At 40.6% G+C, this 12,368-nt stretch carries 17 protein-coding genes; 6 read left to right on the top strand and 11 right to left on the bottom strand.

The window, feature by feature from the left end; all coding sequences use genetic code 11:
* Positions 1-39: 39 nt before the first annotated feature.
* From AC1DYB_RS01770 to AC1DYB_RS01780, 3 genes are all read right to left on the bottom strand, one after another.
* A complete protein-coding gene (locus AC1DYB_RS01770; RefSeq protein ID WP_477431916.1) occupies positions 40-1,140 on the bottom strand; it encodes a DNA topoisomerase IB in 1,101 nt (366 codons plus the stop codon).
* A gap of 161 nt (positions 1,141-1,301) precedes the next feature.
* Entirely contained in the window at positions 1,302-1,592 is a 291-nt protein-coding gene (locus AC1DYB_RS01775; RefSeq protein ID WP_295712983.1) for a DUF3892 domain-containing protein, read from the bottom strand.
* A gap of 158 nt (positions 1,593-1,750) precedes the next feature.
* On the bottom strand, positions 1,751-1,963 hold the full coding sequence (locus AC1DYB_RS01780) for a hypothetical protein (RefSeq protein ID WP_477431918.1): 213 nt from the start codon (positions 1,961-1,963) through the stop codon (positions 1,751-1,753).
* A 93-nt stretch (positions 1,964-2,056) separates the two neighbouring features.
* Between AC1DYB_RS01780 and AC1DYB_RS01785 the strand changes: the two genes are divergently transcribed.
* Positions 2,057-2,443 carry a VOC family protein gene (locus AC1DYB_RS01785; protein WP_477431920.1) on the top strand — a complete coding sequence of 129 codons (387 nt, stop codon included), beginning with the start codon at positions 2,057-2,059 and terminating at the stop codon, positions 2,441-2,443.
* 21 nt (positions 2,444-2,464) lie between these two features.
* On the opposite strand, the gene AC1DYB_RS01790 is transcribed toward AC1DYB_RS01785, so the two are convergent.
* Entirely contained in the window at positions 2,465-3,718 is a 1,254-nt protein-coding gene (locus AC1DYB_RS01790; RefSeq protein WP_477431922.1) for a metallophosphoesterase, read from the bottom strand.
* Between the two features lie 306 nt (positions 3,719-4,024).
* Here AC1DYB_RS01790 and AC1DYB_RS01795 point away from each other — a divergent pair, with 306 nt between their 5' ends.
* Complete coding sequence (locus AC1DYB_RS01795) at positions 4,025-4,225, top strand: hypothetical protein (RefSeq protein WP_295712994.1); 201 nt, start codon at positions 4,025-4,027, stop codon at positions 4,223-4,225.
* A gap of 103 nt (positions 4,226-4,328) precedes the next feature.
* Here AC1DYB_RS01795 and AC1DYB_RS01800 read toward each other — a convergent pair whose 3' ends face one another.
* From AC1DYB_RS01800 to AC1DYB_RS01810, 3 genes are all read right to left on the bottom strand, one after another.
* Positions 4,329-4,598 carry a hypothetical protein gene (locus AC1DYB_RS01800; protein ID WP_295716615.1) on the bottom strand — a complete coding sequence of 90 codons (270 nt, stop codon included), beginning with the start codon at positions 4,596-4,598 and terminating at the stop codon, positions 4,329-4,331.
* A gap of 305 nt (positions 4,599-4,903) precedes the next feature.
* Positions 4,904-5,578, bottom strand: a complete 675-nt coding sequence (locus tag AC1DYB_RS01805; protein ID WP_477431924.1) for a Pr6Pr family membrane protein — start codon at positions 5,576-5,578, stop codon at positions 4,904-4,906.
* A gap of 12 nt (positions 5,579-5,590) precedes the next feature.
* Positions 5,591-6,193: a hypothetical protein gene (locus tag AC1DYB_RS01810; RefSeq protein WP_477431926.1), complete on the bottom strand. Its 603-nt coding sequence runs from the start codon at positions 6,191-6,193 to the stop codon at positions 5,591-5,593.
* Between the two features lie 153 nt (positions 6,194-6,346).
* Between AC1DYB_RS01810 and AC1DYB_RS01815 the strand changes: the two genes are divergently transcribed.
* Both AC1DYB_RS01815 and AC1DYB_RS01820 read left to right on the top strand, forming a co-directional pair.
* Positions 6,347-6,577 carry a hypothetical protein gene (locus tag AC1DYB_RS01815; RefSeq protein ID WP_477393679.1) on the top strand — a complete coding sequence of 77 codons (231 nt, stop codon included), beginning with the start codon at positions 6,347-6,349 and terminating at the stop codon, positions 6,575-6,577.
* 73 nt (positions 6,578-6,650) lie between these two features.
* Entirely contained in the window at positions 6,651-7,145 is a 495-nt protein-coding gene (locus AC1DYB_RS01820; protein ID WP_477431928.1) for a VOC family protein, read from the top strand.
* Position 7,146: 1 nt separating this feature from the next.
* Here AC1DYB_RS01820 and AC1DYB_RS01825 read toward each other — a convergent pair whose 3' ends face one another.
* The 4 genes from AC1DYB_RS01825 to AC1DYB_RS01840 all read right to left on the bottom strand — a co-directional run bounded on the left by AC1DYB_RS01825 (position 7,147) and on the right by AC1DYB_RS01840 (position 8,675).
* A complete protein-coding gene (locus AC1DYB_RS01825) occupies positions 7,147-7,356 on the bottom strand; it encodes a hypothetical protein (protein ID WP_477431930.1) in 210 nt (69 codons plus the stop codon).
* A gap of 7 nt (positions 7,357-7,363) precedes the next feature.
* Positions 7,364-7,579, bottom strand: a complete 216-nt coding sequence (locus AC1DYB_RS01830; protein WP_477393674.1) for a hypothetical protein — start codon at positions 7,577-7,579, stop codon at positions 7,364-7,366.
* A 98-nt stretch (positions 7,580-7,677) separates the two neighbouring features.
* A complete protein-coding gene (locus tag AC1DYB_RS01835) occupies positions 7,678-8,079 on the bottom strand; it encodes a hypothetical protein (RefSeq protein WP_477393672.1) in 402 nt (133 codons plus the stop codon).
* 23 nt (positions 8,080-8,102) lie between these two features.
* A complete protein-coding gene (locus AC1DYB_RS01840) occupies positions 8,103-8,675 on the bottom strand; it encodes an RNA polymerase sigma factor (RefSeq protein WP_295716603.1) in 573 nt (190 codons plus the stop codon).
* A 373-nt stretch (positions 8,676-9,048) separates the two neighbouring features.
* On the opposite strand from AC1DYB_RS01840, the gene AC1DYB_RS01845 reads away from it, so the two are divergent.
* Entirely contained in the window at positions 9,049-11,466 is a 2,418-nt protein-coding gene (locus AC1DYB_RS01845; protein ID WP_477431933.1) for a glycoside hydrolase family 3 N-terminal domain-containing protein, read from the top strand.
* Positions 11,467-11,617: 151 nt separating this feature from the next.
* A complete protein-coding gene (locus tag AC1DYB_RS01850; protein ID WP_477431935.1) occupies positions 11,618-12,043 on the top strand; it encodes a VOC family protein in 426 nt (141 codons plus the stop codon).
* Positions 12,044-12,368 lie beyond the last annotated feature (325 nt).

Below are 12,368 nucleotides of genomic sequence, written 5' to 3' on the forward strand. Positions count from 1 at the left end.
GCCAAATCTAAATCGACATAACTTATTGTAAACAAGAAATTAACTGGCCACGGCCAGTTTTTCTGTTTCAAGGAGTTTTAATAAGGCTTTTTCGGCCAGGTTAAGCTCGGCGGCTTTTACATCTTCCTGCTCATTAATCTCGCTGATATATTTAAAAATGGTTCCCTCTTCGTAACTTTTTATTACCGTTGGGTGTACATAGTATTTTTTACATACAGTACGGGTATTACCCAGGTTGATGGCTACTTCATCTAATACGCTTACTATTTTTTTACGGCATTCAGTTATGCTGTCAAATTCGCCGGCTTCTTTAAATGCATATAAGGCGCTTACACTACCCGCCCATGTACGGAAATCTTTAGCGGTGAAATCTTGGCCGGTTATTTCTTTCAGATAAGTATTGATATCGCCCGAGCCTATACTGCAGCGTTCACCGGCTTCATTATAATATTGGAAAAGTTCTTTTCCCGGTATGTCGCGGCATTGTTTCACCAGTCGGGCCAGCTTTTTACTTTGCAGGGCAACTTTATGAAAAACGCCTTTTTTGCCTTTAAATTCAAATTTAATGTTCGAACCGCTAATGTCAACATGCCTGTTTTGTAAAGTGGTTAAACCAAACGAGCCATACAATTTTTTATATGATTCGTTACCCACACGGATGCTGGTTAGCTCCATTAATCGTACTACCAGAGCCACCACTTTTTCATGATCAAGCTTGTGCCGGTTAAGATCTTTATCAACCTGTTCACGAATAGCGGGCAGATACTCAGCAAAAGTTTGCAGGCGATGATATTTACTTTGGTTACGGATCTGGTTCCAACCTGCATGATAACGATATTGTTTACGCCCGGCTGCATCAGTACCCGTAAACTGAAGATGCCCATTAACATATGGCGAGATCCATACATTGGTATAAGCAGGAGGGATTACCAGCTTTTTAAAGCGCGAAATTAGTTCCGCATCCTTAACCAACGCGCCATCCGCATCATAAAAACACCACCCTTTGCCGGCTTTTTTGCGGGTATACCCCGGCAAGGAGTCTGATACATATCGCAAGCCAACAGCTTTTGCTGTCACTTTGGGGTCACGACCAATTTTTTCGAGTTTTTGTTGTAAACGATCCATGTTCCTGATAAACACGGTGATGGTAATTTAGTTTTATTGGTCCTGAGGCAAAGCATATAACGTTTTAGGAGATTGAACCTCAAATATCATTGCATAAAAAAACACCCGTCAAAACATGACGGGTGTACATAGGTAAGGTTTAGGTGTAAAAAACGAAGGTTTAGGTTTGTTATTAATTATCTTGGTGCCAAAAAATTTAGCAGTTTGTCTGATTTTGTTTCGTCGAGAACGGTCCTTACGTATTTAAAGCCACTTTTTGTTGTGGCAGTAATAAGATTGAATTTATTGCCTTCATCATCAAGAATGTAAGCCATGCCGTTATCATTTATCCAATCAAAAAGTACGTCCCTTGTGGTAATGCCCCTGTTTTGAGTATTATCATCCACCCACATCAATGAATTGATAGACAGGTATGGATTGTCATACTCATTATTAGTTTTGTGAATACCTGTTATTTGTATGGGCATGTTGTAAATATCAAAGGATTGATGACGTCAAATCTCTGAAATATATGAAGCGTGGTCAACCCGTGAAAACACCGTATTTTACACCGTTAAAATACGGTGTAAAAGGTGAATATACCCCTGTGGAATATCAGATTAATTATTATAGTTTTGAATACAGATTAGATTTTGATGATCTTATTGCTCTTACGTTCAGGTTGTTTGTGGTTATCTGGCTTAGGGATGTTTTTAACAATAGTGATTAATGTACTTGCAATTAATCCGGTAGCTTTTAAACCAAAATGAACAAAGGGTTTCATCACTTCCCATGCAGAATGTACGGTTTGTACTTCTGTTTCCTGTTTCCCTATCTTTTTTACGTTGTGAGTTGCCATAATGTTGATGGTTAATTTATAATTATGGAGATAAGCATAAAAACCTTGCCATAAATTAACTTTGTTATATTTGATCAATAAACCTAACCTAAAATGCCAATAAAAAACCAAATCGGCCGAATCGTTATCCTCGTTAATGATTATGAAGATGCCTTAGAATTTTACCAGTTAAACTTTGATTGTAAAGTGTTGGTTGACTATACCACAACAGAAGGCCAGCGTTTTTTACATGTGGGTTTTGATGATGTTTCTGCAACAGGGATATGGTTCTTAAAGTCTGCAGATAACCGGGTTGGCAATCAAACCAATGGAGAGCCTGTATTTGTAATGTATACCAATGCCCTGAATGCGTTATATCAAAAATTAACGACGAATAACGTTAAAATAAAACAAGCTCCTGTTTATGCTGATGATTATAGCTTTTTTCATTGCTATGATCTTTATGGCAACGAAATTATTGTGGCAGAACTAAAAGGATGATCCTGAAAATTCAGGATTATGTTATGCCTTTTTCCTTAACTCAATAACTGTAACCTCGGGCCAGATGCCGAGCCTGCCGGAGAAAGCCAAAAAGCCAAAGCCGCGGTTTACATACAGGTATCGGTTTTTTTCGTTAGCAAGGCCCGCCCAATCAACGTACTTGTATTTAACGGGGCTCCATTTAAAGCCCGGGATCTCTATGCCAAACTGCGCACCATGCGTATGGCCTGATAATGTAAGATGAATGTTTGTTGGGTTGTAACGCACCTGCTCCTCCCAATGGGTGGGGTCATGTGATAGCAGTACTTTAAAGGCATCAGTTGGTACACCTTGCAAAGCCTTATTAAGGTCGCCAACTTGTGCAAAACCACGGCCCCAGTTTTGGATACCAATAAGTGATATTTTATGACCGTCTTTTTCTATGGTCACGTTTTCGTCCAACAGGAGCCGATACCCTAAAGCTTGGTGGTGTTGCTTTAACTTAACAAGGTTGGCTGCTTTTTCCTGTGCGCTGTTCCATTGAATGTAATCGCCATAATCATGGTTGCCCAATATAGAGAACTGGCCGTACGGGGCTTTTATAGCGCCAAATCTATCAATGTAGGGTTCAATTTCTGTAGCAGAATTGTTTACTAAGTCGCCGGTGAAAACAAAAAGGTCGCTTTTTTGCGCTTTAGCCAAATCGATGCCTTTTTGCATAGCCCCGGTATTATCAAAACTTCCGGAGTGGATATCTGATAGCTGGGTAATGGTAAAGCCGTCGAAAGCATCGGGCAGGTCATCAAAATATAACGTGGTACGGTGCAGTTTATAATCGTATTTACCTTTAAACATCGCGTAAAAAAAAGAGGTAAATGGCACTGCCGCCACCAATACCGCTACCTGGCTAATGAATTTACGCCTGGCAGGGAATGGCGATACGCTACCTTTGGCACTTGCCAGGTTAAACAAACCCACAAAAAAACGGCCTATATCGCCCAAAAACAAAACGATTATGAAAACCAGTTTGGTTACAAAAAAGGTGAGGAATAAACTCAGGATCCATTCATGAAAAGGCCGCATGCCACTTGCTGTGCTAAAGGCGCCGAAGCCAATTAACAGAAGTACGGTTACGCCAACAGACGTTAACAGGTATCCCCATAAAACAATATTACGCCAGAGTAGAGATGCCCAGTTGGCGGTTAGGGTTCTCAGCCCGGCAAAAACATACCAGTCAAACAATAAACTGATAGCCGAAATAATTAGAAATACTTTAATAAAACCACTGCCGTGCATAAATATAGGGTATAGATAGGCAATTTAGTAAATGATAGGCAATTGCGGCGGTAAAATTTAGCTTCGATGCCCCATTTCGGTCTGTTTCAAAAAGAATGGAGAGGGAACTGGTTGAGGGGATAGGCCCCGGTTATTGTTAAAGTTTGTTAAACTCAACAGTAATTAATAATACACTTTAAGCTCGTGGCGTTTATGATTTACATTTTAAAGATAAAAGTTAATCAAATGATTAATTTTTACTTTCATCAAACAAAGCTTTAAATACAAACACATATTTTTGATTATCCATTTTAAACATCAATACCCATGGCAATATTAACAATTCAAATCCCCGACAACGAAGTTATTACTATATCAACCATTGTTGAACGCATTGAAGGCAGCATTATTAAAGTAAACGCCGATGAGGACGTTTATACAAACCATTGCCTGCAAAAAGAGGACGATATATTTATTAAAAATAAACTTGGGCCATCATCGCCGTTTAATCATTTCTGGAACGATTAAGCATTATCACAAAATTTAGGTTTAGCCTGTTAATATACCATAAAAGCAAAAAGCCCTGCGTTTTAAAACGCGGGGCTTTTTGCTTTTATGGGCTTCTTTAAAATTACCTGGTAACGGTACGTACAACTACACGTTTGTGCGGATGGTAATAAGCATGCCTAACCACAACCGGCCTGTGCCTAACTACAACTGCTCTGTGATAACGCGGGCGATGTATGGTTCTGGTTACCACAACAGCTCTGTGGTAAGGGCGGTGATAATAATGGCGATGCACAGGTGCACTTACCCTTGTTTTTACTACAACCTGCGCTTTTGCTCCTTCAAAAGTGAACAAAGCTATGATGGCTATCATTAATACTTTTATGGTTTTCATTTTTTATTGATTTATATAGTTTTAAAATAATTAGTTGTTGATAATTACGCGTTCGTGTACTCGTACTTGTTCTTGATGGCGGTGCCTTCTGTGTTCACGGTTTTCCACAGAGCAACTTGTAAGGCCTATTGCTGCCAATAAAAGCAGTGCTATGGAGTGGGATATTTTAGTTTTCATAAACTGTATTTTAACTTTTTAATAGATATACAGATTAAACACAGGCTGATACTCATAGTTTAATTTGAGCAGGTTCATCTACTAAAATGTTACAATACTGTTTTGAAGGGTTTTTAATTAGGGGGATATTAAACCACAGGGTTATTTGATGCAGCCGATTTGGATGATATACTGTTATTAAGGAAAAAAAACACCAAACCAAAAATCAAAAAAGCAATCATCACAAAAGCGGAATTGATTGCTACATTTTGATAACCCAATTTGTCAACATCCAGGAAAGGGTATGGATAAAAGTGATATAGGGAGCCGCGAATAAGTACATAAACCAGGTATAAGAATGGGAACAAAAGCCATTTTAATCCCTGTAACACAATTAGTTTTTCCTTCGTTACAAAAAACAGCCAAAAAATTACAAACGCCAATGGATTAAAAGCATGTGTTAACTCATCCGTAACTCTGAATAAGCCTTTCGGTAACCATAATCCCCGCAAAACAGTATTGTATACCAATCCAACAATGGTTATATAAAGTGCTGTTGCCGTAATCAAGCTGTTGCTTGTGAAAAACTTTTGAAATGCCGACGTTGATTTCAGTGTTATAGCAAAGAGGCATAATCCAACCAGTATATTGCTCAGGATAGTAAAATAGCTAAATATTTGTACAACGGCTCCTCCAAAGGTTCGGCCGTCATGCAGGTATGCCTGGGTGGAGATAAAAAACTGCAAAATTATAGAAAACCAAACTATCAGGGCCAGAATAACTGTATATATAATGGCCGATTGGTTTGGTTTATGCACGTTCATTGTTTAAGGGTATTATCGCTTATTTACACTATCTAACATAGCTTGTAATGATTGCTTGTTTTTACGGAGGCTTTCAATAATGCCGATGTTTGTTTTTACAAATGCGATCAGTGTATCGGTTGGCTCAGTCGACTTGATTTTTTTTGCTGTTTTGATGTTGCTGATCAATGCCTGTGTTGACCTTATAATGCCCCATGGCAATCCCCACCATCCTAACAAAGCTGTAGTAGAGGTACCGCTTTGGTTTGCCTGCTGTAAACAGGTAGGGCAGGCTATCATTAACTTCTTTTTGTATCGGGTTAGCAGTATGAAGCTTTTTACCGTGCCAATTACTGCCGCATTTAACGGCTGATGAGTATTTTTGCAGGCAGGGCAGGGCTGGTTGCGGATAAGGGAAATGTAATCATCAAATTCCTTACTGCCGGTATCAATCAATTGGGCATTTACACTGTTTACAATGTCATTATCCAAACCGCGGCTTTTAATCTCGGCTTGTAATATTTCAAGTGCTTCGGGCCTTAAGCTGGTTGCTTCGGCAACAGCCAGGCGCATTAGCTTATCATCAGGTAAATTTTTATAAGTAATTTTTAGTTGTTCGGTATCGGGTAGCATCATTATAAATGTAAATAAAAACAATTAATATCAAACCGGCCTATTTAAGTTAATTGACAGGCTACCATTTAGCTGAATAAATGCCAGAACATATTTCTTTATTTAAAGTTGTATTTAGAGCAACCAGATACCAATATTACACGTAAACAATAGTATATGAGGGGTTATATCAACATACCAAAAACCATCTGCTGCAAGTTTTGTAAGATATGTGGGGCACGGCCGGTAATTGAGCCGGCAGCAGATGGATTGTATGTTGTTAAATGCCCCAATGATAATGGCCACTACCAAACCCGCGCAGGCTTAATTGATATTGACGATTGGAACACGAATAACACGGTTAATTTTGTACCCGACCTTAATATAACGCAGCAGGTATCCTACTAAGTAATATTTCTGTGTTATTAATCTTAGTGTTACTTAAACACATATCTTTAAGTTTTTAAAACCAAAAACTTAAATGAGCCTTTTTAGTAATCTCCAAAACTGTAATCCCAAAAAAGTTATACTTGGGTTAACCATGAGTATGTTTTTATTGCCTGTTTTATGCTTTGCCCAATCAGGCTCAGATGTGGTGCCTGTGGTTGATCATATTGCAATTTGTGTAAAAGATCTTAAAAAGAGTACCGCCTTTTATACCAATGTTATGCATTTGCAAAAAGTATCAAATCCATTTGCCGATACTGTGCACCAATGGTATAGCCTGGGTAACCATGTGAAATTACATGCCATACAGGGTAATTGCGCAGGTGCGCATATTAAGGCAGAGCACTTGTGTTTTTCGGTTACATCTGTAGCAGAATTTGCTAAAACATTAGATAAGCTAAACATCCCTTACAGTAACTGGATTGGCGATAGCAAAGAGCCAACCTTACGAAAAGACGGTGTGTTACAGTTGTATTTCCAGGATCCTGATGGGTATTGGATAGAGATTAACAGCCCGGCTAAAAAGTAGATTAGCGCATTGGGTTTTTAAATTTACTTTTTAACCAATGCCCTTTCCACAGCCAAAAGGCAGATAGCACAATCATGGGTAAAAATATCCATTTAACCGGCGTTGTTGCGTATAGTCGGTTTTCAATTGGTCCATAAAAGTATCCAAGCACCGGAACACATAAAATAATGAGCACCCAGCGGATTAGTGCACGTTCTAAAGCAGGAGTCATCGCAAATTTAGTATTCAAGCTCCCGGCAATGGATGCCGGCTCTTATTAACAGCCATTCAATGTAACGGGGAGAGAGTCCATCGGATTCTATCCGCAGTATATTGTCACAATCTTCCAGGTCAAAATTCCATTGGGCAATTGCCGGAACTTTGGTGAGCAGGGTGGTTACCTTGCTCACCTGCTTTTTTTCCTTAACATTTGTTGTAAATACCAGTACATCCATAATAGGTAGTTTTTTAGTATCAAGTAAATGGTATCAAGTATCAGTAAGTAAATGTGAGTGAAGAAGCTTGCTGCCCTCCACTCACCATTTACTACTCATTAGTCCTGTTTTTCTTTGCTTTCCTGCTCCGGGTTAAAATTATCCCATGGGCGGCCAAACCGGCCATGGTTATCCCAACCGCAATTACGATCGCGCATTTTGGCTTTAAATCTTTCCTGTTCTTCGGCACTCATGTTTTTAAAGCGTTCTTCCATCCGTTTACGCATCCATGGGTTACCGCCGCCGCCCCATCCGGGCTTGCCTCCTTTGCCAAAGCCAAACAGTATTTTGCATAAAATGAATATGCCCATGGCCTGCCAAAAAGTAATAGCGCCAACATGTAAAATTCCCGGTAATAAATTGTTCCATAACTGCATCACCACAAAGCTGATGAGCGTTAGGAAAGCGGCTATCCCGATGGGTATAAATATGAACCGCCATTTATAAAATGTTCTTTTCATTGTCTTTTAATGTTTTAAATCTTTTAATATTCTGTAATTTCAAGGTATAGCTGCTTAAGCCGCTTACGGAGGTGAAGCACTGCATAACGTTTCCGGGATACTAAAGTATTAATGTTTTGCCCGGTACGTTTAGCGATCTCTTCAAACGGAACATCTTCCAGTTCCTGCCATATAAAAACTTGTTTCTGCTCGTCAGGCAATTCATCAAGTGCTAAAAATAATTCCTCCCAAAATAGGTTGCGCAAGTATTCTGTTTCGGGGGTATTGGTTTCGGCAAACAGGATAGCTTTAAAGTTTTCTGTTTCCTCCTCGTCCTCATCAGTGGCAAGCATATCATCCAACAGCGTCTCTGTTTTCTTTTTATGTTTATCGGTTATTTTATTGCGTGCAACACGGTATAACCAGGCGCTTGTTTGTTCAATAGGCTCAGAATTAATCACCGAGCTGAACTGGTACCATACATCCTGCAGAATGTCTTCAGCATCAGCATCATTTTTTACCCTCCGGCGGATAAAACTCAACAGGCTTTTACCATACGCTTTTATTGTATGTATAATGTGACTGTTTTTGTCTTCGGGCATTACGGCGGTTATCAATTTATTATTCCTTTAAAGATAGAGACGATTGTGAATTGAAAACATTTTAATTTATTTTAATAAATTGATAAAAGATTATCAGACAAAGGACTAATGGACAAAAGACAGAGGATTAAAAGATAGGCATGCCGTGCATTTGAAGATAGATAGTTTGGCTGTGGCCTTTTTTAAAAAAACGCTGTAGCGCCCCATCCCGTGAAGGGGTGCAAAAGTCTAAGAATAATTTATTGTGCTTTTATACACAACGCCAATTAAAAACTCCCCCTTTAGGGGGTTGGGGGGGGCCTCTACATTTTCTCTACACCTTAGTGTTATTTATACAATGCATTATTATAATCTCCTATATTTGAAATACTAACCGCAATTCATCTACATGAGAAAAAAGTATTACCTGCCACGCATCTGCATGGCATCGGCACTGGCTGCCGGACTTTGCCTGACGGCATCGGCACAACAAAAAAATATTTACCATAAGGGTTGGATAGATTTTAATAAGAATGGTAAGATGGATTTATTTGAAGATGCATCACAACCCATTGATAAACGGGTTGCCGATCTGTTAAGCCAAATGAATGTTGAGGAAAAAACCTGCCAGATGGCTACCCTGTACGGCTACAAGCGCGTACTTAAAGATGAAATGCCCATCCCCAACTGGAAAAACGAGATATGGAAAGATGGCATAGCCAATATTGATGAAGAGTTGAATAACCTTACCTCGCATACTGATGATGCGCCAACACAATATTCATTTCCATTCAGCAAACATGCGTCGGCTATAAATACTATCCAGAAATGGTTTGTTGAAGAAACCCGGATGGGCATTCCGGTAGATTTTACCAATGAAGGTATCCATGGCTTAAATCATGATCGTGCAACACCATTACCGGCACCTATAGGCATAGGCAGCACATTTGATAAGCAACTGGTGCGCCAGGCCGGGCAAACGGTTGGTCGCGAAGCAAAAGCTTTGGGATATACTAATGTTTACGCCCCCATACTTGATCCTGCCCGTGATCAGCGCTGGGGCCGTGTGGTGGAGTGTTACGGAGAGGACCCTTTCCATATTGCCGAAATGGGCAAGCAAATGGTGCTGGGGATCCAGGAAGAAGGCGTTGCATCAACCTTAAAACACTTCGCGGTTTATAGCGTACCCAAGGGAGGGCGCGATGGCAGTGCCCGTACCGATCCGCACGTGGCGCCGAGAGAAATGCACCAGGTATACTTATATCCTTTTCGACGGGTAATCCAGGAAGCGCATCCAATGGGCGTAATGAGCAGTTATAACGATTGGGATGGTGTGCCTGTAACCGGCAGCTATTACTTTTTAACACAGTTACTTCGCCAGCAATTTGGCTTTAACGGCTATGTGGTGAGTGATAGCGAGGCTGTTGAGTTCCTGTACTCTAAACACCACGTAGCTGCCGACTACAAAGAAGCCGTTAGGCAGGCTGTTGAGGCCGGTCTTAATGTGCGCACCAATTTCACGATGCCACAAACGTTTATTTTGCCTCTCCGGGAGCTGATCAAAGAAAATAAGATCTCGATGAAGATCATCGATTCCAGGGTTGGGGATGTACTACGGGTAAAATTTCGGTTGGGTTTGTTTGATAGCCCTTATGTGAAAGACCCAAAGGCGGCTGATAAAATTGTACACACTGCAGATGATGCTGCGATGTCGCTTAAAATGAACCGGGAGTCTATGGTGTTGTTAAAAAATGCAGGCGATTTGTTGCCCTTGGATAAAAGTAAGCTTAAAAATATACTGGTGACCGGTCCGCTGGCTACCGAAACTAATTATGCCATTAGCAGGTACGGTCCCTCACATAACCCGGTAACTAACGTATTAAATGGGATTAAAAACTATGTTGGCGCAGGGGTAAAGGTAAACTATACCAAAGGCTGCGATATGATTGATGCCACTTGGCCCGAAAGCGAGATCATTGAAACACCGTTAACCCCGCAGGAGCAGGCAAGTATAGATTCTGCTGTAGTCCAGGCAAAACAATCCGACGTTATTATAGCCGTTGTGGGCGAGGATGTAGATAGGGTAGGCGAAAGTCTGTCGCGCACAGGATTGAACCTTCCGGGCCGTCAGTTGAAGCTGATACAGGCCTTACAGGCTACCGGCAAACCAGTGGTAATGGTGATGATAAACGGGCAGCCGCTTACCATCAACTGGGAGAATAAATATGTGCCGGCTATTTTGGAGGCCTGGTTTCCAAGCGTACAAAGTGGGCAGGTAATTGCCGAAACCCTTTTTGGCGATAACAACCCGGGCGGTAAGCTTCCTATTACGTTCCCTAAAACCACGGGGCAAATTGAGTTTAATTTTCCGTTTAAGCCAAACGCCCAGGCTGGGCAGGGTGGCCAGAACAGCTGGGGCAAAACCAGTGTAAATGGTGCTTTGTACCCTTATGGCTATGGCTTAAGCTACACTAAATTTGAATACAGTAACATTGTAGTATCTCCCGAAAAAGAAAACGCGCAGGGCGATGTGCAGGTAAGTGTAGATGTAACCAACACCGGTGCCCGCGCCGGCGATGATGTGGTACAGCTATATCTTAAAGATGAGATAAGCAGCGTAACCACTTACGAATACGATCTGCGCGGCTTTGAGCGCATCAATCTTAAACCCGGCGAAAAAAAGACAGTGCAATTCACCCTGCACCCGGATGATCTGGCCCTGCTGGATAAAAACATGAACTGGACAGTTGAACCAGGTAAGTTTATGGTGATGATAGGCAGTTCATCGGAAGATATTAAGCTGAAAAAGGAGTTTGAGGTGGAATAGGGCAGATGGTAAAAAGTAAAACACTTTTAGCATCAAATAATGCAGCTTCCTTTTTTATCACTGTGATGAAAAAGGAAGTTGTTATAAAGTGATTCGTGATTTGAAAAGGGGCGGCTAAAAGAAGAAGAAAATGACTTAATTTAAAGTAATAATGAGCACACCAAACCAACAAATAATACCTATGCTGGCCTATGAGGATGGCATAGCCGCCATGGAATGGTTATGCAAGGTTTTTGGTTTTACTGAAGTAACCCGGATGGTGGACGAGAACGGTAGGCTGAGCCATGGTGAGATAGCCATGAGCGACAGTATAATTATGCTGGCCGAACCAACTCCCGATTACCAAAGCCCGAAACATCATATTCAAAATTGCGGTATAGCTGCTAAAGCTTACGGCGTTCCTTACATTATTAACGGTGTATTGGTTTATGTAGATGATGTAAAACAGCATTATGAACATGCTGAAAGCAATGGAGCAACCATTTTATCTGTATTGGAAGAAGGTTACCCCGGCACCCGTTACCGCGCCGCCGATTTGGAGGGCCAGCGGTGGATGTTTATGCAAAAGGAAAAATAAGCTGATGGACAAAATATATAACCTTGAGGATTTGTAAGGTACGAAGCAATCTCTACATAGTTAGAGCGACCTTGTAGAGCCCCTCTGTACAGCTTTGAGATTGCTTCGTACCTCGCAATGACGCACAAATATGTGTTAATGAATCAAATTTAGACAGCCTCTTAGAACAGCTCGAACATGCTTGTATGTAAATTATGAGCGACCAATATCTCCAATTTATTTCATTTGATTATTTTTGCCGGCTAATCAGTTTTACTAACTGTGATATTTACAGTTGTACTATGATACTTTATTTATATTTTTATAAACTTTAATTACTTAGGCT

Source organism: Mucilaginibacter sp. P2_A4 (assembly GCF_056405015.1).